This window comes from Promicromonospora sp. NPDC059942 (genome assembly GCF_042731755.1).
Taxonomy (GTDB): domain Bacteria; phylum Actinomycetota; class Actinomycetes; order Actinomycetales; family Cellulomonadaceae; genus Promicromonospora.
On sequence record NZ_JBHWLR010000008.1, the window covers coordinates 216,365 to 242,305 of the forward strand.

General features: G+C 70.0%; 21 protein-coding genes. 6 read left to right on the plus strand and 15 right to left on the minus strand.

Annotation, left to right across the window (positions count from 1 at the left end; all coding sequences use genetic code 11):
- Positions 1 to 42: 42 nt before the first annotated feature.
- Positions 43 to 858, plus strand: coding sequence for a hydrolase (locus ACFV9Q_RS15265; RefSeq protein ID WP_377235098.1), 816 nt, complete (start codon positions 43 to 45; stop codon positions 856 to 858).
- Between the two features lie 64 nt (positions 859 to 922).
- Here the strand turns inward: ACFV9Q_RS15265 and ACFV9Q_RS15270 are convergent, their stop codons facing one another.
- Both ACFV9Q_RS15270 and ACFV9Q_RS15275 read right to left on the minus strand, forming a co-directional pair.
- Positions 923 to 1,147, minus strand: a complete 225-nt coding sequence (locus tag ACFV9Q_RS15270) for a YbdD/YjiX family protein (protein ID WP_377235099.1) — start codon at positions 1,145 to 1,147, stop codon at positions 923 to 925.
- On the minus strand, positions 1,144 to 3,405 hold the full coding sequence (locus tag ACFV9Q_RS15275; RefSeq protein WP_377235100.1) for a carbon starvation CstA family protein: 2,262 nt from the start codon (positions 3,403 to 3,405) through the stop codon (positions 1,144 to 1,146). The genes ACFV9Q_RS15270 and ACFV9Q_RS15275 overlap by 4 nt, the downstream gene beginning before the upstream one ends.
- A 146-nt stretch (positions 3,406 to 3,551) precedes the next feature.
- Between ACFV9Q_RS15275 and ACFV9Q_RS15280 the strand changes: the two genes are divergently transcribed.
- Complete coding sequence (locus ACFV9Q_RS15280; protein WP_377231982.1) at positions 3,552 to 4,370, plus strand: type II CAAX prenyl endopeptidase Rce1 family protein; 819 nt, start codon at positions 3,552 to 3,554, stop codon at positions 4,368 to 4,370.
- Here ACFV9Q_RS15280 and ACFV9Q_RS15285 read toward each other — a convergent pair.
- Together ACFV9Q_RS15285 and ACFV9Q_RS15290 are read right to left on the minus strand one after the other, a co-directional pair.
- Positions 4,367 to 5,134 carry a DUF305 domain-containing protein gene (locus tag ACFV9Q_RS15285; protein ID WP_377235101.1) on the minus strand — a complete coding sequence of 256 codons (768 nt, stop codon included), beginning with the start codon at positions 5,132 to 5,134 and terminating at the stop codon, positions 4,367 to 4,369. The genes ACFV9Q_RS15280 and ACFV9Q_RS15285 overlap by 4 nt on opposite strands.
- Before the next feature lie 224 nt (positions 5,135 to 5,358).
- The gene (locus ACFV9Q_RS15290; protein ID WP_377235102.1) at positions 5,359 to 6,732 is read right to left on the minus strand and encodes an LVIVD repeat-containing protein; all 1,374 of its coding nucleotides are present in this window, start codon (positions 6,730 to 6,732) and stop codon (positions 5,359 to 5,361) included.
- Positions 6,733 to 7,023: 291 nt separating this feature from the next.
- Between ACFV9Q_RS15290 and ACFV9Q_RS15295 the strand changes: the two genes are divergently transcribed.
- A complete protein-coding gene (locus ACFV9Q_RS15295) occupies positions 7,024 to 7,740 on the plus strand; it encodes a DUF305 domain-containing protein (RefSeq protein ID WP_377235103.1) in 717 nt (238 codons plus the stop codon).
- 117 nt (positions 7,741 to 7,857) lie between these two features.
- On the opposite strand, the gene ACFV9Q_RS15300 is transcribed toward ACFV9Q_RS15295, so the two are convergent.
- The 5 genes from ACFV9Q_RS15300 to ACFV9Q_RS15320 all read right to left on the minus strand — a co-directional run bounded on the left by ACFV9Q_RS15300 (position 7,858) and on the right by ACFV9Q_RS15320 (position 14,832).
- Positions 7,858 to 10,107 (minus strand): hypothetical protein, encoded by a 2,250-nt coding sequence (locus ACFV9Q_RS15300; protein WP_377235104.1) that lies wholly within the window; start codon positions 10,105 to 10,107, stop codon positions 7,858 to 7,860.
- Positions 10,108 to 10,385: 278 nt separating this feature from the next.
- Positions 10,386 to 11,540: an ROK family protein gene (locus tag ACFV9Q_RS15305; protein ID WP_377235105.1), complete on the minus strand. Its 1,155-nt coding sequence runs from the start codon at positions 11,538 to 11,540 to the stop codon at positions 10,386 to 10,388.
- A gap of 69 nt (positions 11,541 to 11,609) precedes the next feature.
- The gene (locus ACFV9Q_RS15310; RefSeq protein ID WP_377231421.1) at positions 11,610 to 12,476 is read right to left on the minus strand and encodes a carbohydrate ABC transporter permease; all 867 of its coding nucleotides are present in this window, start codon (positions 12,474 to 12,476) and stop codon (positions 11,610 to 11,612) included.
- A complete protein-coding gene (locus ACFV9Q_RS15315; protein ID WP_377235106.1) occupies positions 12,473 to 13,375 on the minus strand; it encodes a carbohydrate ABC transporter permease in 903 nt (300 codons plus the stop codon). The genes ACFV9Q_RS15310 and ACFV9Q_RS15315 overlap by 4 nt, the downstream gene beginning before the upstream one ends.
- Positions 13,376 to 13,419: 44 nt before the next feature.
- Positions 13,420 to 14,832: an ABC transporter substrate-binding protein gene (locus ACFV9Q_RS15320; protein ID WP_377235107.1), complete on the minus strand. Its 1,413-nt coding sequence runs from the start codon at positions 14,830 to 14,832 to the stop codon at positions 13,420 to 13,422.
- Positions 14,833 to 14,892: 60 nt separating this feature from the next.
- On the opposite strand from ACFV9Q_RS15320, the gene ACFV9Q_RS15325 reads away from it, so the two are divergent.
- Positions 14,893 to 16,350, plus strand: coding sequence for a hypothetical protein (locus tag ACFV9Q_RS15325; RefSeq protein ID WP_377235108.1), 1,458 nt, complete (start codon positions 14,893 to 14,895; stop codon positions 16,348 to 16,350).
- Between the two features lie 173 nt (positions 16,351 to 16,523).
- On the opposite strand, the gene rplI is transcribed toward ACFV9Q_RS15325, so the two are convergent.
- The 6 genes from rplI to ACFV9Q_RS15355 all read right to left on the minus strand — a co-directional run bounded on the left by rplI (position 16,524) and on the right by ACFV9Q_RS15355 (position 23,665).
- Positions 16,524 to 16,973, minus strand: a complete 450-nt coding sequence (gene rplI / locus ACFV9Q_RS15330) for a 50S ribosomal protein L9 (protein ID WP_377217594.1) — start codon at positions 16,971 to 16,973, stop codon at positions 16,524 to 16,526.
- A 17-nt stretch (positions 16,974 to 16,990) separates the two neighbouring features.
- Positions 16,991 to 17,227 (minus strand): 30S ribosomal protein S18, encoded by a 237-nt coding sequence (gene rpsR, locus ACFV9Q_RS15335; RefSeq protein WP_020013532.1) that lies wholly within the window; start codon positions 17,225 to 17,227, stop codon positions 16,991 to 16,993.
- Between the two features lie 78 nt (positions 17,228 to 17,305).
- A complete protein-coding gene (locus ACFV9Q_RS15340; protein ID WP_020013533.1) occupies positions 17,306 to 17,854 on the minus strand; it encodes a single-stranded DNA-binding protein in 549 nt (182 codons plus the stop codon).
- A gap of 110 nt (positions 17,855 to 17,964) precedes the next feature.
- Positions 17,965 to 18,255 carry a 30S ribosomal protein S6 gene (rpsF, locus tag ACFV9Q_RS15345; protein ID WP_285101724.1) on the minus strand — a complete coding sequence of 97 codons (291 nt, stop codon included), beginning with the start codon at positions 18,253 to 18,255 and terminating at the stop codon, positions 17,965 to 17,967.
- 245 nt (positions 18,256 to 18,500) lie between these two features.
- Positions 18,501 to 21,056, minus strand: coding sequence for a transglycosylase domain-containing protein (locus tag ACFV9Q_RS15350; RefSeq protein WP_377235109.1), 2,556 nt, complete (start codon positions 21,054 to 21,056; stop codon positions 18,501 to 18,503).
- Between the two features lie 227 nt (positions 21,057 to 21,283).
- A complete protein-coding gene (locus ACFV9Q_RS15355; protein ID WP_377235110.1) occupies positions 21,284 to 23,665 on the minus strand; it encodes a transglycosylase domain-containing protein in 2,382 nt (793 codons plus the stop codon).
- A gap of 453 nt (positions 23,666 to 24,118) precedes the next feature.
- Between ACFV9Q_RS15355 and ACFV9Q_RS15360 the strand changes: the two genes are divergently transcribed.
- On the plus strand, positions 24,119 to 24,766 hold the full coding sequence (locus tag ACFV9Q_RS15360) for a PadR family transcriptional regulator (protein ID WP_377231887.1): 648 nt from the start codon (positions 24,119 to 24,121) through the stop codon (positions 24,764 to 24,766).
- The gene (locus ACFV9Q_RS15365; RefSeq protein ID WP_377235111.1) at positions 24,763 to 25,854 is read left to right on the plus strand and encodes an inositol-3-phosphate synthase; all 1,092 of its coding nucleotides are present in this window, start codon (positions 24,763 to 24,765) and stop codon (positions 25,852 to 25,854) included. The genes ACFV9Q_RS15360 and ACFV9Q_RS15365 overlap by 4 nt, the downstream gene beginning before the upstream one ends.
- Positions 25,855 to 25,941 lie beyond the last annotated feature (87 nt).

The following is a 25,941-nucleotide window of genomic DNA, read 5'->3' on the forward strand; positions in this document are numbered from 1 at the left end:
GCGACGTGGCGGAGCGCCGGCCCGACGAAGGGAAGTCCTCGCATGACGTTCTGGATCTGCAGCACCTGCGGTGTGGAGCACGAGTCGCGGCCCGAGGTGTGCGCCGTCTGCGCCGACGAACGCCAGTGGGTGCCCGCCGACGGCCAGCGCTGGACCACGCTGGAGGAGCTCTCGGCCGCGGGGGAGAGCATCGCGGTCGAGGAGCTGGAGCCGGACCTGTACGGCCTGAACACGGTGCCCGACGTCGGCATCGGCCCCACCGCGAAGATCGTCCGGACCGCGGCGGGCAACCTCATGTTCGACGTCCCCGGCTACGTGGACGACGCCGCGGTGGACGCCGTGCGCGAGCTCGGCGGGCTGGCGTTCATCGTGGCGAGCCACCCGCACATGTACGGGGTGCAGGTCGAGTGGAGCCGTCGCCTCGGCGGGGTGCCGATCCTGGTCAGCGAGGCCGACGCCGGCTGGCTCGCCCGGACCGACGACGCCGTCGAGCTGTGGAAGGGCGACCGCGAGATCCTGCCCGGCGTGACGCTCAGCCAGCCGGGCGGGCACTTCCCGGGATCAGCGGTGGCGCACTGGGCGTCGGGCGCGGCGGGCAAGGGCGTGCTGCTGAGCGGCGACACCATCTTCGCCAACCCCGACCGCACGTCGGTGTCCTTCATGCGCAGCTACCCGAACCGGATCCCGCTGTCGGGCCCGGTGGTGCGGCGCGTGGCGCACCACGTGGCGCGCTTCGAGTTCGACCGGCTCTACAACAACTTCCGGGGCGTCATCCCGGTCGACGCCCGCGACATCGTGCTGCGTTCGGCGGACCGCCACGCGGCCTGGACCAACGGCGACTTCGACCACCTGACATAGCCCTGCGCGTGTCAGGCGTACACGTCACCGGAGTGACCTGTACGCCTGACACGGAGGCGTCCGGTCAGCAGCAGCGGGCGCCCGGGTTCGCGTCCTGCGCCGCGTAGCGGTCCCGCCAGAACTCGCCGACGGTCGGCACCGCGGCGTCCGGGTGGGCGCGGCGCAGGTGCGCCACGTACCGCTGGTAGTCGCTCTCGCCCAGCACCCCGGTGACGTACCAGGTCAGGGCGCGCCAACCCCGGCGGACGACGTCGAACGGCCCGGGGGTCCGTGCCGCGAGCGCACTCATGCGTGCGTCCCCGTCCGGATCTTGTCCGGGTTGGCCTCGTAGTAGGCGGTCCACTCGGCCGCCACCTCCTTCTCGACGTCGGTCGGGATGAGGCCCGACGGCGCGAAGGTGGCGGACTCGGCGTCCGGCTCCTCCGTCGTCGGCAGGCCGCCCGCCCGGATCGCCTTGACGCACACCCACAGCGCCACCAGGGCCACGACCAGCACGAGCACCGCGAACACGATCGACAGGGTGCCCTGCAGGAACGTGTTGCGGATGACCGCGTCCATCGCCGCGGGGTCGGCGGCCGTGCCGAACGACGTCTCGCCCGCCTCTCGCGCCCCGCGGAACGCGTTGTGCTGCGCCCAGTACCCCAGGCTCGGCTCGGGCGAGAAGATCTTCTGGAACGACGCCGTCATGGTCACCGCGAGGTCCCAGACCAGCGGGACCGCGGGGATCCACGCCCACTTGAGGTAGCCCTTCTTGACCACGACCACCGTGACCAGGGCGAGCGCCATCGCGGCGAGGAGCTGGTTGGCGATGCCGAACAGCGGGAACAGCGTGTTGATGCCGCCCAGCGGGTCGGTGACGCCCATCAGCAGGATGGCGCCCCACAGACCGCACACGACGATCGAGCAGATCCACGCGCCCACGCGCCAGGACGGGTCGCGGAACTTCTTGAGCGGGCCGCCGAGGTTGCCGAGCGTGTCGGACAGCATGAAGCGGGCGACGCGCGTGCCGGCGTCGACCGTGGTGAGGATGAACAGCGCCTCGAACATGATCGCGAAGTGGTACCAGAACGCCGTCATCGCGGAGCCGCCGAGGAACGAGCCCAGGATCTGGGACATGCCGAAGGCGAGGGTGGGCGCGCCGCCGGTGCGCGAGACGATCGACTCCTCGCCCACCGAGTCCGCGGCGCCCTGGATGTCGGCCGCCGTGGCGGGCGGGCCGGCGAGGCCGAGCCCGTTCACGTAGTCCGCGGCCGTGCCGGGCTCGCCGCCCGTGAGCGTGGCCGGGGCGTTCATCGTGAAGTACAGGTGCTGGTCGATCGAGATGGCCGTGACCAGCGCCATGATGGCCACGAACGACTCGGTGAGCATGCCGCCGTAGCCGATGAGCCGCAGCTGGCTCTCCTTCTCGACCAGCTTGGGGCTGGTGCCGGACGAGATCAGCGCGTGGAACCCGGACAGCGCACCGCACGCGATGGTGATGAACAGGAACGGGAACAGCGACCCGGCGAACGCCGGGCCGTTGCCCTCGATGGCGAAGCTCGACACGGCGGGGGCCTGCACGGCGGGCTGGGCGATGATGACGCCCACGGCCAGCAGGATGATCGTGCCCACCTTCATGAACGTGGACAGGTAGTCGCGCGGGGCGAGCAGCAGCCAGACGGGCAGCACGGAGGCGAGGAACCCGTAGCCGACGATGAGCCAGGCGACGGTCACCTTGTCGAGCGTGAACATCTCGGCGCCCCAGGTGGTGTCGGCCACCCAGCCGCCCGCGACGATCGCGAGCACCAGCAGCACCACGCCGATGAGTGACACCTCGGACACCCGTCCCGGCCGGATGTACCGCAGGTAGACGCCCATGAAGAGGGCGATCGGGATGGTCATGCCCACCGAGAACACACCCCACGGCGACTCCGCCAGGGCGTTGACCACCACGAGGGCGAGGACCGCCAGGATGATGATCATGATGACGAACACGCCGATCAGGCCGGCGGCGCCGCCGACCGAGCCCATCTCGTCGCGGATCATCTGGCCGAGCGAGCGGCCGCGGCGGCGGGTGGACAGCCACAGGACGAGGTAGTCCTGGACACAGCCGGCCAGCACGGCGCCGATGATGATCCACAGGGTGCCGGGCAGGTAGCCCATCTGGGCCGCGAGCACGGGGCCGACCAGCGGGCCGGCGCCCGCGATGGCCGCGAAGTGGTGGCCGAACAGCACGCGGCGGTCGGTCGGGGCGTAGTCGCTGCCGTTCTCGTGCTCCTCGCCCGGCGTCGCCCGGTCGTCCCGCGGGCGCACGACCTTGTACTCGATGAGGCGGGCGTAGAAGCGGTAGGCGATGACGTAGGTGCCGACGGCGGCGACCACGAAGTACGCGCCGTTGACCGACTCGCCGCGGACGAACGCGACCAGGGCCCACGCGATCGCCGTGACGAGTCCGATCGCGGCGAAGACGAGCTTCTTGCCGTTGGTCATGGGTCTGCGGTCGATGACCGCGACCGGGGGAAGGTCCGGGTTGTTCCGAACGAGCTCAACGTGCTCGGGTGAGCGCACGACGGCCTCCTTGCCGGGTGGCCGGCCCACAGCGGGCCGGATGCTGGGTGAATCCTGACTACGGACAGACTCTAGTTGTCCCGGAACACCAAGAACCAGGCCCGTGGGTCAGCGGAGCACCCGCCCGGTATGGGAGTCTCGTCCCCGTGACCTTCACCCTGCCCGCGCCGCTGGTCGGCCCGGCACGCCTCACGGCCGCCTTTCTCGTCTCGGCGTCCGCGATCCTGCTGTTCGCGATCCACATCCGGCCGGTCGCGTACCTGCCGCTGGTGCTCGGCATCGCGCTCGGCCTGTGGGCCGACCGCGCGCTGGGCCGCGACCTGGCGCTGATCGGCGTGGGCATGGGGATCATCTCGCTGATCTCGCTGAAGGCCGACCTGTCCGACGCCGGGATGCTGCGCTTCACGCTCGCGCTCGGCGGGTCGGTGCTGGTGCCCTGGGCGCTGTCCCGGTTCGTGTTCAAGCAGGACACGATCCGGTTCCCCGTGGCGACCGGACAGCGCTGGAGCCCCGGGCAGTGGATCTACCTCGCCCTGGTGGTGATCATCGGATACTTCCTGCTGCCGTTCTACTTCCTGGGCTCGGGCGCGTACCTGAACTGGCCCGACCTGAACGGCACCCAGGACATCTGGCGGCTGTTCGTCGGCGTGAACGCCGTCGGCATCTGGGACGAGCTGTTCTTCATCTGCGTCGTGTTCGCCCTGTACTGCAAGCACTTCCCCATGTGGGTGGCCAACGTGCTGCAGTCGATGATCTTCGTGTCGTTCCTGTGGGAGCTCGGCTACCGCGAGTGGGGCCCGCTCCTGACCGTCCCGTTCGCACTGGTCCAGGGCTGGATCTTCGCGAAGTTCAAGTCGCTCAGCTACGTGGTGGCGGTGCACCTGCTGTTCGACGCCGTGGTGTTCGCCGTGCTGGTGCACGGCCACCACCCGGAGCTGTTCGACATCTTCGTCACGGCGCCCTAGTTCGTCTGGTCGTTCGTGGAGCCCGGCCCGCCGACGGCGGCGAGCAGGTCGCGGACGTCCTCGACCTCGACCCGGATCGCGTCCGCCTCGGACTGCGCCAGCGCCTTGGCCTCGGCGTCCGTGCCGCCCTCGATCTCCTTGTCGGCCGGCTGCAGCCCGCCGTAGTGGTGCTCGACCAGCGCCGCCAGCAGCGCGATGTCGAACTCCGAGCCCTTCAGGCCGGCCATGGCGTCGATCTGCTCGTCGGTGAGCATGCCGTGGTTCCCGCCCTCGTGGGAGTGCGCCGTCGTGCCCGCCCGGGGCCCGCTGCCGTCGTCGGGCACCTCGGTCGTGAGCCCGCCCTCGGCGAGCGCGAGCGCCTCCCGGCCCGCGGCCGGGACCGGGATGTCCCGCGCCTCCAGCCAGCCGGCGAGCTCGTCGACCCGGCCCGCCGACGCCTCGCCGACCTCGACGGCCAGCGCGAGCACGTCGTCGTCCGTGGAACGTCCCGGCGCGAGAGCGGCGAGTTGCACGGCCTGCGCGTTGTGCTCGATCGCCACGGCGGCGTAGCCCGAGTCGGCGGCCGAGTACCCGGCCGCCTCCTGCTTGGCCGGGACCAGCACGCCGAGCCAGAGCAGCAGCGCCAGCACCACGGCGAGACCGCCGGCGAGGACGGCGCCCATGATCCGCAGCCGCCGTCCGAGCCCGTAGGCGGACGGCGTGGGCTCCTGCACCTCGCCCGACGGCGGGGTGGTCTCCTCGGTCGTCGAGTCCTGGGGCGTCATGTCCGGGAGGTTCCCACACAAAGCACCGTCCGCGCCATCACGGAAAACCCTGATGCGGTGTGCTTCGCGCAACGGGCTGACCAGGCCCTCCCCTTTGAGGCTGGGGTTTCTCCGCCTTACGGCCGCTCAAAAGGGAGAAACCCCAGTCTCAAAGGAGATGCCGAGGCCCACCGGCAGCGAACTGCCGATGGGCCTCGGGTGTCAGACGTCGTCAGACGTTCGGGTCAGTGCCCGAACGGCTCCTGCATCTGCGGGTTGAGCGACTTCTGCTTGACCCGCTCGGCCTTGCCGTCGATCGAGTCGTCGATGTCGAACGTGTCGAAACCGATGCCGAGGTCGTTCGAGTAGGCGTAGCCGTTGTAGTAGTACGTGGACCACGTACCGCCGCTGCTCACGCCCTCGCCGCGGTCGAACCAGGCGACCTCACGCGGGTTGTGCGAGTCCGTGAAGTCGTACACCGAGACGCCGCCCTGGTACCAGGACTGGACCATCAGGTCCTTGCCCTTGACCGGGATGAGCGAGCCGTTGTGCGCCACGCAGTTCTCATTGGCGGTGTTGATCCGGGGGATCTTGTAGTACGACGCGAACTCGAGCTCCGTCTTGCCGTGGCGCCCGCGCTCGATGTCGTAGATGCCGTTGGCGCCCAGCTCCGGCGCATACTCGCCGGTGCAGGTCGCGAGACCGCCGCCGCCGAGCTCGTCGGTGAAGACGACCTTGGTCGCGTCGTTGTTGAACGTGGCCGAGTGCCAGAACGCGAAGTTCTCGGTGTCGCGCACCTGGCTGATCACGCGGGGACGCTCACGGTCCTTGATGTCCAGCAGGATGCCGTCACCCATGCACGCACCGGCGGCCAGGTCGTACTTGGCGTAGGTGGTGATGTCGTGGCAGCCGCTGGTCGTGGAGGCACGACGGTCCGGGTCACCCTCGTAGCCGCCGTCCGGGAACAGCACGGGCGTGGCGACCAGCTCGGCCGACGTCGGCTTCTTCACCGGGATCTTCACGATCGAGATGAAGTCGTGCGGCGGCTGGCAGTCCGGGAACGTCGCGTTGGGCGAGTAGGACGACACGTAGGCGTAGAGGTCCTTGCCGTTCTTGGACGGCGCGAGCGAGTGGGTGTGCGAACCGCACTCGGTCTCGACCGACTTGATGTACTCCGGGGCGAGCGGGTTCGAGATGTCCCAGATCTTGATGCCCTCCCAGGCCGCCTTCTCGGTGGCGGGGAGGGACGTCGAGGCACACGAGTCGTCGCTGCGGGACGAGTCCGTGGACAGCACCAGGATGTCCTTGTAGACCGAGATGTCGTTCTGCGAGCCCGGGCAGTAGACCTGCACGACCTGCTCCGGGTTCTCCTTGTCGGAGAGGTCGTACACGGTGAAGCCGTCGTAGTTGCCGGCGAACGCGTACTTGCCCTGGAACGCGATGTCCGAGCCGGTGCCCTGGAGGGCGCCGTTCTTGGGCTGGTTGCTCAGGTGGGTCATGTTCTCGGACGCAGACTCGCCCGGGGGTACGTCCGGAGCTGCGACGTCCGCGGCGACGGGCGCCGCGAAGGCCGTGGCCGCGATCATCGCTGCCAGGGCGGCGCCGGCGGCGCCCCGCACACGAGGTCGGGTAAAGGTTGGACGACGCACGGGCGTCACACCTCCTAGGTCGGTTGTGGGCAGTGTTGCTCACAGGGACCTCTCAGGACCAGGAGTTTCGGGATCTTTAACATGGTGGTGACAAACCATCACCTAGTGCTGCGGAAGCGACATCCGGCGGTGGTGTTCCCACGTCACAGCACCTTGATAGATTCCGGCGTCAGCGTCGTCCATGGTTTGTCGCGACCCCGGAGCAGGGGAGCCGATGACCGGTCGATGACGCGGACTTCAGCCCGTACGAGAGGATCGCCCGTGAAGACGCTGACAGGTGCCGGACGACGAGCCCGCGCCCGGACGGCCGTGATCGGCCTGGCCGTGATCGCGCCGACCCTCGTGCTCTCGGCCTGCAGCCCGGACGAGGTACCGGAGGCGGTCTCGACGCCGAGCTCGGTGGTCGTGCAGCCGGGCAAGCCGGGGGAGCCCGCACAGACCATCGCGCCCGAGGACTACGAGGGGGCGCCGAACGCGGAGGCGCCGTTCTCGAAGGCGGACGCCGAGTTCCTGACCGACATGATCTGGCACCACGGGCAGGCGATCGAGATGTCGGTGCTCGCACCGGAGCGCACCGAGTCCGAGCAGCTCAAGAAGTTCGCGAGCCGGATCGACGTGGTGCAGGCCAGCGAGATCGACCTCATGTCCGGCTGGCTGGAGGACAACGACTACCCCGTGCCCGTGACCGCGGAGGGCGGGGACGGCGAGGGTCCGCGAGCGCCGGAGCACGGGCACGACGCCGACATGCCCGGCATGCTGACCGACGCCGAGATGGCGGAGATCGAGGACGCGTCCGGGGCGGAGTTCGACCGGCTGTACCTGGAGGGCATGATCAAGCACCACGAGGGTGCCCTCGCCATGTGCAAGGACGTCGCCGGGTCGGGCAGCGAGGAGCGGGTGCTGGAGCTGGCGAACAACATCGCCGCGGACCAGATGGCGGAGATCGACCGCCTGGACGAGATGCTCGCGGAGCTGTGACAGCGGAGCTGTGACAGCTCGGCGCTGACATGACGATCGCCGGAAACGGAGCGGGTGCTCCGTTCCCGGCGATCAAGGGTGACCGGCGGCGGCCCCACCAGGCCGCCGCCGATCACGTCAGACGCGGCGCCGACCCAGCAGGATCAGGCCTGCGACGGCCGCCAGCAGGCCGAGCGCCGCGAAGATGACGACGCCGATGCCGACGGCGCCAGCCCCCGAACCATCCACCCTGGTGCGGAGCTCGCCCGTGCCGTCGGACAGGAGCGCCGTACCGGACGCCACCTCCGTGGTGCCCGCGACGAGCTTCGTGGAACCGTCGGCAAGCTGCTGCGTGCCGTCGGCCAGTGTCACGGCGCCGCCGGCCAGCTTCTGGGTGCCCTCGTCCAGCGCACCCGTGCCCTGGACGAGCGTGCGGGTGCCCACCCGGGCCTCCTTGAGCCCGTCGCGGACCTTGACCGACCCGTCGGCCAGCCTCTGCGACTTCTCGACCTTGGGGACGACGCGGTCGCGCACCTGGATGATGCCGTCGACCAGGCGGCCGGAACCGTCGTAGAGCTGTCCGACCCCGGAGACAAGGGCAGGCGTCTGGCCCGCGAGCTCGGCGTTGCCGTCGGCGACCCGGGTGGCACCCGAGAGCAGCTCAGGCAGCTTGCCCTTGAGCTGACCGGTGCCGGCAGCGAGCTCGCTGTTCCCGTCAGCGACCCGCGTGGCACCCGACAGCAGCTCAGGCAGCTTGCCCTTGAGCTGACCCGTTCCCGCAGCGAGCTCGGTGTTCCCGTTGGCCACCTGCGTGGCACCCGAGAAGAGGAGCGGGGTGCTCTGGGCCAGCTGGGCGTTGCCTCCGGCGAGCTGCTGCGAGCCGGCGACGAGCCCGGCACTGCCCGCATGAACCGAGCCGACACCCGCCACGTATGTCTGGATCCCGGGCGCAAGCCGCCCGACGCCGGCCTGCAGCGCCGCGCTACCGATCTTCGCCTTCTCCGATCCCTCAGCGAGCTTCGTCGCGCCGGTCTCGAGCGCCGTGAGCCCACCTGCGACCTGCTGCACCCCGCCGGAGACCTGAGCGGAACCGCCGGCGACCTGCTGCGCGCCGGCCGAGACGGCTTTCGCGCCCGCCGTCAGAGTGCCGAGCGAGGTGCCCAGGTCGGACGCACCGTCCTGCGCCTGCGAAGCCCCCGCACTGACCTGGCCCGCGCCGACAGCGAGGTCGCCCGAGGCCGCGGCAAGTCCCTGGAGCTGAGCCTTCAGCGTCGGGTCGTCCGTTGCACCAGCGAGCTGGGCGAGCTGCTCCTGGAGGCCCAGGTTGCCGTCCTTGACCTGGTTGGCACCGGTGACGAGCCCGCCGATGCTTGAGGCCAGCGTCTTCGCGCCCGTCTCGGCCGCACCAGCGCCCGCCGCCACCGGGGCAGCTCCATCAGCGACCTGCTTGGCGCCTGCCGCCGTGGATGCCGCGCCATCGACCAGCGTCGGCGTGGCCGAGCGCAGCTGGGTGAGCCCGGCTGCGACCTGGTCGACGCCGGCATCCAGCGACACCGCACCCTCCGCGAGCTCGTTCGCCCCGGCCTGAACCGCGGCGGTCCCGCCGAGGATCGTCCCGTTGTTGGCGGCCAGCTGGGACAGCCCGCCGTTCAGCGCCTGGCTTCCGGCGAACACCTTGCTGGACCCGTCAGCAAGCTGGTTGGCTGCGGCGTCGACCTGTCCGACTCCTGCTGCCAAGTTCTGCGACCCCGTCGCGAGCTGACGCGCACCCGCATCCAGCGGGGTCACCCCGTCGCTGACCTTCGCCACGCCGGCCTGCACCTGACCGGCCCCGGAAGCCAGCTTCTGCGCACCCGCGTTCAGCGGGGACACTCCGTCGCTGACCTTCACGACACCCGCCTGGACCAGCGCAGACCCATCAGCGAGCTGCTCCGCGCCGTCGGCCAGCTCCGGAGCCTTGGTGTTCAGCGTCCCGAGACCCGCGTTCAGCTTCGTGGAACCGGCGGTGAGCTGCAGCGACGCGTCGGCCAGGTCGGCGACGTCCTCCGCCGTCTCGGCCGTGCCGTCCGCAATCTTCTTGGACCCGTCGTGCAGCTTGATCACGCCCGCGCGCAGCTCGCCCGCTCCGGAGTCGAGCTGGCCCGCCCCGTCTGCGAGCGCCTCGACGCCCGGCACCACCTCGTCCTGGACGGCAGCGTTGAGGTCCGTCGCCCCGGCGCCCAGGTCGCCGACGCCGGAGACCAGGTCGGCCTGGACGCCGTCGTTCAGCTCTCCCGCGCCGTCGGCCAACCGGGTCGCGCCGTCCGCGACCTGCCCCTGGAAGAGGAGCATGAAGGCCGTGACGACGATCGCACCGGCGAGCAGCAGTGCGACGCCCAGCGCGGTCAAGATCGTTGGACCTAAGCCTGATCGTGGTCTCGGTGATGCATGAAGCTGCGTCATCGGTTCGCCTCTCGTTCTGCGGGCTTCGTCGCCCCGCGGAAGTTGTCGGACCGGCGCCCCTGCCCGCCGGGCTCGCCGTCGTTGGCGAGCACGAAGCCCGTGGTGGTGGGCGTCTGCGCAGAAGTTACCCGGGGGTATGGCCCCGCGGAACGCTTTTACTGATCACAACTCAGTAAAGGAGCGAAGATCACCCGCTCGCGCGAAACGGTTCTACTGACCCGAACTCAGCCGAGCCGGGCGTCCACGGCCTCGGCCGAGAAGCGGTCGTCGATCGCCACCCGGGCCAGCCCGACCAGCACCGCCTCGGGCCCGAGCGCGGCAGCCCGGATCCGTAGGCGGGCGGTCGCCCGAGGCTGCGCCCCCGCGTACACGCCCGCGCGGATCCCCGCGATCATGGCAGGCACCGCAAGCTCGCCGGCCACGACGAGGTCGGCCGGGTTGAGCACCCCGACGACGACGGCCAACACCCGCCCGATCAGCCCCGCAGCCCGCTCCAGCTCCGCCGTCACGAGGGCGTCCCCGCGCTCGGCCAGCGCACGGAGCTCGGCCAGCGAGCCGACGTCGGACCCCGCCTCGCCGAGGCGGCGCAGCAGCGCCGTCCCGCCCGCCTCCGCGGCGAGGCAGCCCCGCCGGCCGCAGCGGCAGACGGCGTCACCACCGACGTCGACGTGCCCGATGTCGCCCGCCCCGCCGTCGGTCCCGCGATAGGTGCGTCCGTCGATGACGAGGCCTGCTCCGAGGAACCGGGACACCTTGACCAGCACGAACGGCTCGGGTCTGCCGTCCCGCCCGGCGCCGAGCTCGGTGAACTCCCCGTACGCCATCGCGTCGGCGTCGTTCTCGAGGTGCACCGGCACGTCGAACCGGGCGCGCACGGCCTCGACGACGGGCCACGCGCCCCAGCCCGGCATCACCGGCGGATCGGACAGGCGGTGGTCGTGCGGGTCCACGGGGCCGGGCACCGACAGCGCGACCCCGCCGACGGCGGCGGGCTTGATCCCGGCGTCGGCCAGCAGGTCGTCGAAGCCGTCCAGGAGCTGCGGCAGCACCGCCTCCGGTCCCGCCGAGAGGTCCACGGTCAGCGACGCGCGGGCCAGGAGCGCCCCGTGTGGATCGACGACCGCGAGCACAGCCGAGTCCAGCTCCAGCGCCGCCACCAGCACCAGCGAGTCCGTCGGGTCGAACACGAACCGCTCCGAGCGCCGTCCGCCCGTCGCACCCGCATCACCGGCCGCGCGGACGATCCCCGCCGCCACGAGCGCGTCCATCCGCTGCGCCACGGTGACGCGGGAGAGCCCCGTCGCCTCCAGCACCTGGCTCCGCGTCGTCGCCCGTCCGCTTCGGATGAGCTGCAGGATCTCGCCCGCGCCTGCTGCCACGTCGTTCCTCAGTTCTCTCGGGCCGACCGGCCCTTGTCGGCCGGCCGGCCCTTGTCGCTCCCGGGCCGATCAGCCCTTGTCTGCCCCCGCGGTCAGTCCCTCGGTGAGGGCACGCTCGGCCACTCCATACAGAATCACGATCGGCACGGTAAGGAGAACGCTGCCCGCCATGAGAACCGTCTTCGAGACTTCCTGCCCGTCGGCGAGCCGGGTGAGCCCGAGCGACACGGTCCACAGGTCCTGCTTGGCGGACAGGAACAGGAGCGCGAACAGGAACTCGTTCCACGCGATCATGAACGAGTACAGCGCCGTCGACATGATGGTCGGCATCGCGAGCGGCACGGTGATGCGGGTCATGATCTGGAACCGGGAGGCGCCGTCGATCACCGCCGCCTCGTCGATCGACTCGGGGATGCCCGCGAGGTAGTTGCGCAGCATGTGCACCGAGACGGGCACGGTCAGCGCCACGTACGCGATCACCAGTCCCACCAGCGACGACCCGAGCCCCAGCACCTGGAAGCCCACGAAGACCGGCACCGCGATGATGATCGTCGGGAACAGGTACACGGCCAGGAACAGCCACGAGACCTGGGAGCGCCCGGCGAACCGCAGCCGCGTCAGCGCGTACGACGCCGGCACCACCAGCGCCACGGTCAGCGCGGACGCCGCGACGGCGACGACCGCGGAGTTGCGCATGAACCGCCCGAACCCGTAGCCGCCGTCCTCCTCGGAGGCCAGCACGGCGCGATAGGTCTCGGTGGTGATGCGGTCGAGCTGCGGCAGCACCCGCAGCGGGTCACGCAGCAGGTCGTCGATGCGCACGAAGCTGAGGCTGAGCATGTAGACGAACGGCAGCACGGTCGCCGCGACGAGGGCCACGATGACGACGACGCGCAGCACCCGCAGCACGCTGCTCTGGACGGACACCGCGCTCATCGCGTCTCCTCCCGCTGCCGGGCCGTGAGCCGCAGGTAGATCGCCAGCGCGACCCCCAGGAACACAGCCATCACCGCAGCCGTCGCACTGGCGCCGCCGATGTCGCTCGACCCGGTGAGCTGCTCGAACACCCGCACCGAGGCCACCTGCGTGCCCGCGGCGCCGCCGGTGAGCAGGTAGACGTCGTCGAACTCGTTGAAGGCCATGACCATGCGGAACAGCACGAGCAGGGCCACCGTGGGCAGGAGCTGCGGCAGCACCACGAACCAGAACCGCTGCAGCGGTGTGGCGCCGTCGACCACCGCGGCCTCCTCGATCTCCTTGCTGAGGCCCGTCAGGGCCGCCCCCAGGAAAAGGAACGCGAACGGGAAGTAGCGCCAGATGTCGTAGACGATCACGGTGCCGAGCGCCGTGGGCGCGGCCGAGAGGAAGTTGACCGGGTGCTCCCAGCCGAGCACCTGTGTGCCGAACGCGTTCACCACGCCGTACTGCGGGTTCAGCGCGACCTGCCACACGAACGTGGTGGCCACGACCGGCGCCACGTACGGCAGGAGCATGACGGCGCGCAGCGGCGCGCGAAACCGGAACCGGTCCCGGAACGCGAGCGCCGCCACGAGGCCCACGGTGATGGAGCCCACCGTGGTCGCCACCGAGTACTGGACGGTGGTCACCAACGCCTGCCAGAAGGCCGGCGACGTGAGCACGTCGGCGTAGTTGTCGAGCGTGAGCTCGTTGAACAGGCCGTTGCGAGCCACGTCCACGTAGCGCGCGTCCTGGAACGACAGCACCACCGTCCACACGATGGGGACCACGATGATCGCGGCCGTCACCAGCACCACCGGCGCGACGAGCGTGATCCCGTCGCGGCTCTCGCGGCCGCGCAGCTTCGACGACGGCACGCCCCTCCCGCTGCGCAGGCGCCCCTCCTTGACCCGCCTCATAGTCAGTCGCGGCCGGCGATCTCGGCGACCGCCTCCTGCATGGTCGCCTGGGCCTCGGCGGCGTCGACGCTGCCCGAACCGAGGTCGGCCGCCGCCTTGGCGAGCGGCAGCTCGCTCGTGATCGGGCCCAGGATGGCGCCCTGGCCCTGCGGCAGCGCCCAGCGGTCCGCGGACTCGGGGGCGGCGGCCAGGGTGTCGGTCACCTCGGCGGGCCAGACGTCGGAGAACGTCTGCCGCGAGTCGATGCCGATCTCCAGCCCGGACCACGCGTCGGTGTACTCGCTGGGGTTGTCCGCCGTGCCGGTGCGCACAGGCACCTTGCCCTCGGGCGCCATGGCCAGCCAGTCCTCGTACGCGTCGGACATCATGTACTCCACGAAGTCGGCCGTCTCGGGGTCCGCGCCGTCGGTGAGGCCCCAGGACACGAACTCGACGTAGCCGGCGGCGTCCCCGCCGTCGCCGCCCGCGGACGGCCCCTCCACCACGGGCACGACGCCAGTGTGGTCGGCGAGCCAGCCCGGGTCGTCGGCGCACTCGTCGCACGACGGCGTGAACTCCTCCCGCAGCCCGGCCATCTCGTCCAGCAGGAACGACGACCAGACCGCCATCGCTGCCTGCCCGGCGAAGTACGACGCGCGCGTGGACTCGACGCCCTGCGAGCCCTCGGGCGAGAACTCGCCCGCCAGGTCGCCGTACAGCCCGATGGTCTCGGTGCAGGCGGGGCTGTCGAGGGTCGCCTCCCCGGCGTCGTCCACGAGCTCGCAGCCGTTGCCCTGGGCCAGGAACTCCAGCGTCTGCTGCGTGAACGGGTCGGCCGCGTCGGTGGACAGCGTGATCCCGTACCGCCCGTCGGCCGTCAGCTCCTCGGCGGCCGCGCGCAGGTCGTCGTAGGTGGTGGGCGGCTCCAGGGCCGCCTCCTCGAACAGGTCGGTGCGGTAGTAGACCATCATCGGCCAGGCGTCCGAGGGGACGGCGAGCAGCTCGTCGCCGTCGCTGGTCAGCTCCAGGGCCTGCGGCGTGAACGTGTCGGCGCCGAGCGCGTCGACCACCTCGGCGGCGGCGTCCCGGTCGAGGTAGCCGTCCCGGTCGAAGGACCGGACCAGCCCGGGGCTGATCGCGTTGACCACGTCCGGCATGTCCTCGCCGGAGAGCGCCGCGGCGGACAGGAGCTGGGAGACCTGGTCCTCCTCGACCGGCACCAGGTCCGTCTCCAGGCCGGACTCCTCGGCCCAGGCGTCCATCGCGGCCTGCTGGATCGCGAGGCGCTCGGGCTGCGTCTCGACGGTCCAGACGGTGATCATCCCGTCGGACTCGGGGCCGCCGCTGCCGCAGGCGGTGAGCGTGAGGACCGCCGCCGCGACCGTCGTGGCCGCGATCGTCAGGCGGGCAGTGGCCGCGCGGTGGTGCCGGAGCATGACTTCTCCTCGTCATCGAGTGAGTAGATCTGGCACTTATGTCTAACCTACTGTCGAAAGATGCACAAGGACTTTGTGGAAGATGCGGCCGACGCCGCGGCTCGCGTCCTCGACACCAACTGGACCGGGCGGCACACCGTCCCGGCCACGGGCCTGTACCCCCACCAGTGGAGCTGGGACTCGGCGTTCGTCGCGATCGGCACCCGGCACAGCGCACCGGCGCGCGCCCGGGCGGAGCTGGTCACCCTCCTCGACGCCCAGTGGCCCGACGGCCGGGTGCCGCAGATCGTCTACGACGTCGAACGTGACGACGACTACGCCCCCGGCGCCGGGTTCTGGGGTGCGCCGACCTCCGGGCTCGTGCAGCCGCCGGTGCACGCCTGGGCCGCGTGGCTGGTGCACTGCGCCGACCCGGTCGGGTCCGCCCGGGAGGGCTTTCTCGCGCGGGTGTACCCCCGCCTCGTCCGCTGGCACGGGTACCTGCACGGGCCCCGAGCGGGCGGCGTCGGCCTACCCGTGACCAAGCATCCGTGGGAGACCGGCACGGACAACTCGCCCCTGTGGGACACCGCCCTCGCCCGGGTGCCACCGGAGGCGCGCACGCCCATCCGGCGGCCGGACCTGCAGCACGCCGGCACCGGCGAACGCCCCGGCAGCCGCGACTACCGGCGCTACTACCGGCTCGCCGAGGCTTATCGCGACGCCGGCTGCGCCGACGACGTGCCGATCGGGTTCGCGATGGTGTGTCCCCTGTTCAGCACGCTGCTGGCGGTCTCGGAGCTCGCCCTGGCGAGGATGACGGAGGCATTGCCCGACGGCGGGGGCGGGCTGCTGTCGCCCGACGGCGGGGGCGACGCGCGGGCGGGCGCGCACGAGGCGGCCTGTGCACAGGCGGCCCGGGCGCACGAGGCGGCCGCGGCCCGTGTGGTCGCCGCGCTGGACGAGCACCTGTGGGACGAGGAGCTGGGGCTCTACGTAGCGCTCGACGACGCGACGGGGGAACCCGTGCGCCGGGCGACGGTGAACGGCCTGGTCCCGTTGCTCCTCGCCGATGGTCAGGCGCGGGCCGGGACCGGCGCAGCGACGTCGGGCAGGACGGCGGGAACGGCCGCCGGCGTGGGCTCGCTTCTGGCGGCAGGCCGCGCCGAACGACTGCTCGCGACGCTCGCCGGCCCAGGATTCCTCGGCGGCGGCCGGTACCTGCCGAGCACCTCGCGTGACGACCCGGCGTTCGACCCTGCCCTGTACTGGCGGGGGCCGGCATGGTTCAACATGTCGTGGCTGCTGCTGCGCGCCGTCGTGCCCCTGGGCCGCGACGACCTGGCCGCCCGGCTGCGGGAGCACTTCGCCGTCGCCCCGCCGGAAGGTTTCCCCGAGTACACCGACCCTGACACAGCCGCCGGACGGGGCACGCGCCAGTTCTCCTGGACGGCAGCCCTGACCCTGGACGTGCTGCTCTCGAACGAGACGGTGGCACTGCCGAACCCGACCCCGCCGTCGCCCCCGCCGGTGGGGTGACATCTACCCCGTCATTGCGCCCGAAAACAGCCGCGTTCCGGGCGTAATGACGGGGTAGAAGCGCACATCGGGCGGCCGCGCGCAGCGCGGCCCCGTCCGCACAGCAGAAGGCCCCGGCTCCCACAGGGGGAACCGGGGCCTTCTCGCGATCAGGCGATCAGCTGGGCCGAAGCTCAGCCGGCAACGACCTGGACGCCGATCTTGGCCGACACCTCGGGGTGCAGGCGGATCGACACGGTGTAGTCACCGGTCGTCTTGATGGACTGACCGATCTCGATCTTGCGCTTGTCGACCGACGGGCCACCGGCAGCGGAGACCGCACCGGCGATGTCCGCCGTGGTCACCGCGCCGAACAGACGGCCACCGGGGCCGGCGTTCGCCGTGACGACGACCGGCTTCGCGGACAGCGAGGAGGCCAGGGCCTTCGCGTCGTCCAGCGAGGCGATCTCGCGGGTCTTGCGAGCCTTGCGGATCGCGTTGATGTCGGACTCGGCGCCCTTGGTCCACGGGGTCGCCAGCGAACGCGGGATGAGGAAGTTACGGGCGTACCCGTCCTTCACCTCGACCACGTCGCCGGGCTCGCCCAGGCCGGTCACCTCGTGAGTCAGGATCAGCTTTGCCATTGTTCTCGATCCCTTCCTCAGCGAGCCGTCGACGTGTACGGCAGCAGGGCCATCTCGCGGGCGTTCTTCACGGCCTTCGCGATCTGGCGCTGCTCCTGCACGGAGACGCCGGTGACGCGACGGGCGCGGATCTTTCCGCGGTCGGAGATGAACTTGCGCAGCAGCGCCGTGTCCTTGTAGTCGATGTTGGCGATCTTCGCGGACTTCAGCGGGTTGATCTTCTTCTTGGGCTTGCGCACCACAGGCTTCGCCATGGTGTTGCTCCTTCGTCAGGTGCTGCTCACGGGGCCTGGCAGGCCGCGCGAGCAAAAAAGGTGAACTGGGGGTAGCGGTTAGAACGGCGGGTCGTCCGAGAACGAGCCGCCCGACGACGCCGGGCCTGCCGTGGCCCACGGGTCGTCATTGCTCTGACCGCCACCGGAAGAGCTGAATCCTCCACCGGAGCCGCCGCCCTGCTGGCCGCCGCCTCCGTTGTAGCCACCACCGCCGCCGCCACCGAAGCCGCCGCCACCGGACCGCTGGGCCCGGGTGACCTTGGCCGTGGCGTAGCGCAGGGACGGACCGATCTCGTCCACCTGCAGCTCGACGACGGTGCGCTTCTCGCCCTCACGGGTCTCGTAGGAGCGCTGGACCAGGCGACCCTGCGCGATGACGCGCGTGCCCTTGGTCAGCGACTCCGCCACGCTCTCCGCGGCCTCGCGCCAGATCGAGCAGCGCATGAACAGGGTCTCCCCGTCCTTCCACTCGTTGCTCTGGCGGTCGAAGGTCCGCGGGGTCGACGCCACCGTGAAGTTGGCGACCGCCGCACCTGAAGGGGTGAAGCGCAGCTCAGGGTCCCCGGTCAGGTTCCCGATCACTGTGATGACAGTTTCACCAGCCATGCCAATTCCTCGATTCAGTCGACGTTCCGTACGCGTTGTCCGTGCTCGCGGTGAATGCAACCACGAACCACTGACACTCGCGCGGGCGTAGGAGGTTCAGTTCCGACGACTTACTTGTCGCCGGTGCGCAGGATCTTGGTCCGGAGCACGACCTCGTTGAGGCCGAGCTGGCGGTCCAGCTCCTTGGCGGTGTCCGACGTCGCGGTGAAGTCGACGACGGCGTAGATGCCCTCGGACTTCTTCGAGATGTCGAACGCCAGGCGGCGGCGGCCCCAGATGTCCACCTTGTCGACGGAGCCACCCTCGGTCGTGATGACCGACAGGTACTTGTCGAGCGACGGGGCAACGGTGCGCTCCTCGACCTCCGGGTCCAGGATCACCATCAGTTCGTACTGACGCATGTGTATACCCACCTCCTCTGGTCTCAGCGGTCACGGTCGTTCCGTGACAGGAGGGTTCACAGCAAGGGCCAAGCCTACCCGCCCTGTGGACGACGGCGGAATCGAGCGCGCGAGACCCCCCTCACACCGTCCACAGCACCGACGACCGCAGCACCGAACAGGGCAGCGCCGGGCAGCCGAACGGCCGAGGGGCCGCCTCCCGCAGGCAGGAGGCGGCCCCTCGGCCGTGTGCGTCAGGACGACGGTTACGGGCTGCCGTTCCCGTTCCCGTTGCCGTTACCGCCCCCAGGGCCGGTCGGCTCGTCGGTCGGGAGCCCGATGTCGCCCGGACCCGACGAGACGATCACCTGCACCCGCGTCCCCACGGGCACCTGCGCGCCCTCGTTGGGGTTCACGGAGATGACGGTGCCCTGGGCCACGTCCTCGGACGCCTGGTACTCGATCTGCGGGTCGAGCCCTGCGGCCCGGAGCTGCCCGCGCGCGTTGTTCTCGTCACCGCCGACCAGGCCGCCCGGCACGGTGGCGGTGTTCTCGTCGGGTCCGGTCGAGACCTCGACCCGGATGTTCGAGCCCCGCTTGACCTCCTGGCCCTCCTTCTCCACGGAGAGGACGGTGCCCGGGGGCTGGTCGCTCGGGACCTCGATGAGCTCCGGGTTCAGGCCCGCGCCGGAGAGCACCGCGGCGGCAGCCGGGAACTGCTGGCCGACGAGGTTGGTCGGGACCATCACCTTCTCGTTCGGGTCGTCGGACACCGTGGGCGTCGGGGACGGCGTCGGGGTGGGCGAGGGCGGCGGGGCCGGCGGCGTGTACTCCGGGAACTTCTCGACCTCCATACCCTCGGTCACGGCCTGCATGTACTGGGTCCAGGCCGTGACGGGCCACGTACCACCGGTGATGCTGCCGCCGGCCCACTCGCCGAAGGGCGTGATGGTGTCCTGCCCGCCGTCCTCCGTGGTCTGGTAGAGCCCGACGACCGTCGCGAGCTGCGGGATGTAGCCGGCGAACCACGCCGACTTGTTCTCGTTGGTCGACCCCGTCTTGCCCGCGACCGGACGCTGCGTGCCGTCGGGGCCCACGAGCTCCTTCGCGGGCGTACCGGAACCCTCGTTGACGACCTGCTCCATCGCGTACGTGGCCTTGGCCATCACCTCGGGTTTGATGGCTTGCGTCGACTCGCCGCTGAACTCGTAGATGTCCTGGTCGCCGTTCTTCACCGACGTGACCATGTGCGTCTCGTGCCGCGTGCCCTGCGCGGCGAACGTGGCGTACGCGCCCGCCAGGTCGACCGCACGCACGGGTTCCGTACCGAGCACGTTGGACAGCGTGGCGTTGGTGTCCCCCTCGGGGATGCCCGCCCGGATCGCGACGTCCTGCGACTTCTTCGCCCCGATCTTGACGTTGAGCTGCGCGTACACCGTGTTCACGGAGTTCGCCGTGGCGTCGATCAGGTCGATGTCGCCGTACGACTCACCGCCCGACCCCTCGGGGCCGAAGTTGGTGAGCTCCACCTCGGGGCCACCCGCCTCCTTGGTCCAGCCCGGGATCTGCATCGGGCTGTTGCCGTTGTAGTACTCGTTGAGCTCGTGACCCTCCTCGAGCGCGCCGATGAGGGTGAACGGCTTGGCCGTCGATCCGGGCTGTGCCTTGCCGATCGTGGCGGAGTTGTACTGGTTCTCCTCGTAGTTCTTGCCGCCGTAGAGGGCGCGGATGGCGCCGTCCTTGGGATCGATCGACACGATCGAGACGCCGAGCCGCTTGGACGCTGCGCCCTCCCCCTCGTACGGAATCGTCTTCGCCGCCTCGACCGCCGCCTTCTGGAACTTCGAGTTGATCGTCGTGCGGATCTCATAACCGTTGTTCATGAGGTCCTCCTCGGCGATGCCCTGGTCGGCGAGCTCCTTGCGGACCTCCTCCAGCAGGTAGCCGACCTGGCCGGCCCGCGAGACCGGCTTGTACTCGATGGGCTCGGGGAAGGTGGCGGACTTCCGCTCCTCCTGGGTGATGTAGCCCATGTCGGCCATGTTGCGCAGCACGCGGGACCACTTCTGCTCCGCGACGGCCTTCGACTCCTCGCCGAAGCGAGGGTCCCAGTACGACGGAGACGGGATGATGCCCACAAGCATCGCGGTCTCCGAGACGGTGAGCTCGGCCGCGGGCTTGTTGAAGTAGGCCTTCGCCGCGGCCTCGAACCCGTAGGCGCCACGGCCCAGGTAGATGCTGTTGACGTAGCCCTCGAGGATCTCGTCCTTCGTCTTCTCGTTGTCCACCTTGAGGGCGAGGATGATCTCGCGGAACTTGTCCGCGTAGGACGACTGCCCGGGCTCGAAGTACGTGTTCTCGACGTACTGCTGCGTCAGCGTCGACGCGCCCTGCCGGCCGCCGCCGGTCACGTTGCTGATGAACGCACGGACGATGCCCAAGGGGTCGACGCCCATGTGGTCCTCGAAGCCCTGGTCCTCGGACGCGATCACGGCCTGGCCGACATACGGGGGCAGCTCGTCGAGCGTCCGGATCGTCCGGTCGACCGCCGCGAACCTACCGAGGACCTTGCCGTCCTCGTAGTACACGGTGGTGGTCTCCGAGCCGATCGACTTGCGCGCGTCAGGTACCGGCCAGCCGATCCAGCCGGCGGTGAACACGCCGACCACGAGCGAGACCATGGTCAGCCCGGTGCCGACGACAACACGCCAGGACGGGATCCATGCGCGCAGCCCCGTGCGGTGCGGCCGGGGGTAGTTCCAGATGCCACGCCTACGTCGGGGCGTCTGCGGCCAGATCGGAGTGGGACTCCAGTTCGCCACGTCTTCCTCGTTCCTCGAATCGGTCCAGCGAGAGCACCGGACAAGGTCCAGTGAGGGCACTGAACCGTCGAAACGATAGAGGATCGATGTTCGCGGCAAGTAGCACAAACGCGGTTTCTCTGTGTACGCCCCGTGTCCGAGACGCAGGTCTCAACGGGCTCTGCCAGCGCCTTTCGGGCTTTTTCACCCGGTACTTCACCCGACGCCGGCAGAGCCCGTCCACCCGTCTACCCGAAGATGCCTCCACCGTCCCCGGACGGGTCGTCGGTCGGGTCGTCACCAGGTCCGGTGGAGATCACGAGGGTCACCTCGCTGCCCTTCGGCACCTCCGAGCCCTCGCCCGGGTCCACCGAGATCACCGAGCCCTCGGGCACGGTGTCCGACGGTGCCTCCTGGGTCACCGGGGTGAGCTCCGCGTCCTGAAGCTGCTGCTCGGCGTCGCCCTGCTCCCGGTTGGTCAGGCCCCACGGCACCGTGGTGGTCTCCACCTCGGCCTGGGACCCGTTGGAGACCTGGACCTCGATCTCCGAGTTCCGGTCGACCTCCTCACCCGCGTGCTCGACGTCGAGCACGGTGCCCACGGGTTCCGCGCTGTCCACGGGCACCTGCACGGGCACGAGCTGCAGACCGCCGAGCGCCGCCGCCGCGGCCACGAACTGCTGGCCGACCAGGTTGTCGGGCACCACGACCGTCTCCTCGGGCTCCTCGGAGGGGCTCGTGGTCGGTGACGGCGTCGCGGACGGCTCCGGCGCCGGCGGCGTGTACTCGGGAAGGCCCACGACGTCCATGCCCTCGGTGGCCTTGAGCATGTAGGCGGTCCACGCCTTGACCGGCCAGGTTCCACCGGTGATCTGCTCGTAGCCGCCGAACGGCTTGATCTGCTCGTACCGGTTCGCGTCGGTGTTGTACTCGTAGAGGCCGACGACGGTGGTGAGCTGCGGCACGAAGCCGGCGAACCACGCCGACATGTTGTCGTTCGAGGAGCCGGTCTTTCCCGCGGCCGGCCGTTCGAGCTCCAGCGCGGGCATGCCGGACCCCTCCTCGACGACCTTGCTCATCGCGTACGTCGCCGCGGCCATGACATCGGGTTCGAACATGTCCTCGCCGGCGCTCGACCCCTCGTAGATCAGCTCGTCGCCGTTCTTCACCTCGACCACCATGTGCGGAGTGGTGCGGTAGCCCTGGGCGGCGATGGTGGAGTAGGCGTGCGCCAGGTCCACGTTGGTCACGTAGGCAGTGCCGAGCACGTTGGCCAGGTTGCCGCCGATGGCGCAGCAGTCACGGGTGTCCGGGTCGTCGTCGGCCTGCGGGATGCCGAGGTCGTAGCCGACCTGCGCCGTCGTCTCCGGGCCGATGTCCTTGTTGAGCTGGCCGTAGACCACGTTCACCGAGTTCGCGGTGGCGTCGACCAGGTCGAGGCTGTTCCACGAGTCGTTGTTGAAGTTGTACAGCGGCACGTCGGGACCGTCCGGCGTCTGCTTCCAGCCCTCGATCACCGTCCCGTCGACCGCGCTGTACCGCTTGTTGAGCTGGAAGCCCTCCTTCAGCGCGCCGATCAGGGTGAACGGCTTGAACGTCGACGCGCCCTGCGCCTCGAACGTCGCGGCGTTGGTCGGGTAGACCGAGTAGTCCGGGCCGCCGTACATCGCCTTGATCTCGCCCGTCGCCGGGTCGATCGACGTCAGCGACGCGCGCGCGAACTTGCTCGCGTCCTCGGGCAGCTTCATGGTCTCGGCGGCGGCGGCCTGCATCTTGCGGTCGATCGAGGTGTGGATCTCGTAGCCCATCTTGGTGAGCTGGTCGGCCGTGATGCCCTGCCGGTCGAGCTCGTTGGCCACCTGCTCCAGCAGGTAGGCGGTGCGGTTGTCGCCGGAACCCTGGGTGTACTTGATGAGCTTGGGGTACTCGGCAGCCTTCTGGTCCGCCTGGCTGATGTAGCCCTGCTCCACCATCAGGTTCAGCGTGCGCTCCCAGCGCGCCTTCGCCTGCGCCTCGGCGCCCTCGCCCTGCCGCGGGTCCCAGTAGGTCGGGTTCGGGATAATGCCCGCGAGGAACGCGGACTCGGAGATGGTCATCTCCTTGGCCGAGTGCCCGAAGTACGCCTTGGACGCGGCCTCGACACCGTACGCACCACGACCCAGGTAGATGGTGTTGACGTACCCCTCCAGCACCTGGTTCTTGGACTGCTGCTGGGTCACCTTGAGGGCGATGATCGCTTCCTTGAGCTTGGACGAGTACGTCGCGTACTCCACACCCACGTAGTAGTTCTCGACGTACTGCTGCGTCAGCGTCGACGCACCCTGCCGGTCGCCACCGGTCAGGTTGTTGAGCGCCGCCCGGGCGATGCCCAGGGGGTTGATGCCGAGGTGGGTCTGGAAGCTCTGGTCCTCCGACGAGATGATCGCCTGCGTCACCTGGGGCGGGAGGTCGGCCAGCGCCACGATGGTGCGGTCCTGGGCGGCGAACTTCCCGAGCGGCTTGCCGTCGGAGTAGTACACCGTCGTCGTCTCTGAGCGCACCGTGCCCAGCTCGTTCGGGACGGGCACGCTGATCCAGGCGGAGATCAGGACGCCGGCGACGAGCGACGTGCCGGTCAGCAGCGTTCCCACGACGAACCGCCACGACGGGACCCACGCGCGGATCCCGGTGCGGTACGGCCGGGGATAGTTCCAGATCCCCTCCCGGCGCCGGGGTGTCTGCGGCCAGATCGGAGGGGGACTCCAGTTCGACACAACAGCCTCTTCCTCGTTCGGACTCGGGGACCCGCCGGCGTGCGTGACGCACCTGCCACGGCGGACCACCCGAAACCATAGGGGATTCACCCTCTAGCGCAGTAGCCCGATCCGTCCACATCACCCCACGCGGGATATTTCACCGCATGGTCAACCCAGTCCGTATGCCCTCACTTCACATTTCTTCCACGTCCGCGATGGAACCCCTGCCCAACCGCGACGGATTGCGCGCCGACGGCGGCGTGCTTATTCTCTCGATGTATCGACTCGATACATCGTGTAGAACGAAGTTGACCCGGCCCGCCGGGTTCTTCCGGGAGGGAGGTCGCCGTGCGTAGTCGGTCCGACGTGCTGGAGACCGCCGTCCTCGGCCTCCTGAACGAATCCCCGTTGCACGGGTACGAGCTCCGCAAGCGCCTCAACCTGGTGCTGGGCTCGTTCCGTGCCTTCTCTTACGGCACGCTCTACCCGGCCCTGAAGGGCCTGGTCACGCGGGGTCTGATCGCGACCACCGAGAGCGAGCCGACGCCGTCGTCACCCCGCAAGGGGAAGGCCGGGATCCCCGGCCGGACCGCCAAACCCATCCCCCTCGGACGTCGTCGGGTGGTCTACGAGCTGACCGCCGAGGGCAAGGAGCACCTCCAGTCCGTCCTGGCCACCGCCGGGCCAGCAGCCTGGGAGGACGACAACTTCGACGTGCGGTTCGCGCTGTTCGGGCAGACCGACGCCGAGACCCGCCTCCGGGTGCTCGAGGGCCGGCGCACCCGGCTGACCGAGCGCCTGGAGGCCTTCCGGGAGTCCACGACCCATCCGCGGTCGAGACTCGACGAATATGCGCTCGAGCTCCGGCGTTTCGGGCTCGAGAAGGTCGAGCGCGAAGTGCACTGGCTCGACAGCCTCATCTCCACCGAGCGGGGACGCGCCGCGGCGCAGAGCCCCGCACCGCAGCAGGAACAAACGAAGAAGGAGCGAGGATGACCTCCATCCGCGTGGGCATCGTCGGCGTAGGCAACTGCGCCTCGTCCCTGGTCCAGGGCGTGCACTACTACCGTGACGCCGACCCGGCGAGCACCGTCCCGGGCCTCATGCACGTGCAGTTCGGCGACTACCACGTGTCGGACCTCGAGTTCGTCGCGGCGTTCGACGTCGACGCGAAGAAGGTCGGGTTCGACCTGGCCGAGGCCATCAACGCGTCCGAGAACAACACGATCAAGATCGCCGACGTCCCGCCGACCGGCGTGACGGTCCAGCGGGGCCCGACCCTCGACGGGCTCGGCGACTACTACCGCGCCACGATCGACGAGTCCACGAAGGAGGCCGTCGACGTCGCCGCCGCACTGCGCGCCGCCGAGGTCGACGTGCTCGTCTGCTACCTGCCGGTGGGCTCCGAGGAGGCCGCCAAGTTCTACGCGCAGTGCGCGATCGAGGCCGGCGTCGCGTTCGTGAACGCCCTGCCGGTGTTCATCGCGTCCGACCCAGAGTGGGCCGCGAAGTTCGAGGAGGCCGGCGTGCCGATCGTCGGCGACGACATCAAGTCGCAGGTCGGCGCCACCATCACACACCGCGTGCTGGCCAAGCTGTTCGAGGAGCGCGGCGTCGTCCTCGACCGCACCTACCAGCTCAACGTGGGCGGCAACATGGACTTCAAGAACATGCTGCAGCGCGACCGGCTGGAGTCGAAGAAGCTGTCCAAGACGCAGGCCGTGACGTCCAACCTCACCGGCCCCCTGGCCGGCAAGAAGGAGGACCGCAACGTCCACATCGGCCCGTCGGACTACGTCGCCTGGCTCGACGACCGCAAGTGGGCCTACGTGCGGCTCGAGGGCCGCGCCTTCGGCGAGGTGCCGCTGAACCTGGAGTACAAGCTCGAGGTGTGGGACTCCCCCAACTCCGCGGGCATCATCATCGACGCGGTGCGGGCGGCCAAGATCGCGAAGGACCGCGGCGTCGGCGGCCCGATCCTGTCGGCGGCGACCTACTTCATGAAGTCGCCGCCCGTGCAGATGGAGGACACCGCGGGCCGGGCCCAGCTGGAGGCCTTCATCCGCGGTGACATCGAGAGGTGACACGGAGCGCCTGACGCGCCGGACGCCCGCCCGGACGGACGCCCTGTCGAGACCCAGACCTCGACAGGGCGGCCGCCGGACGGGCGA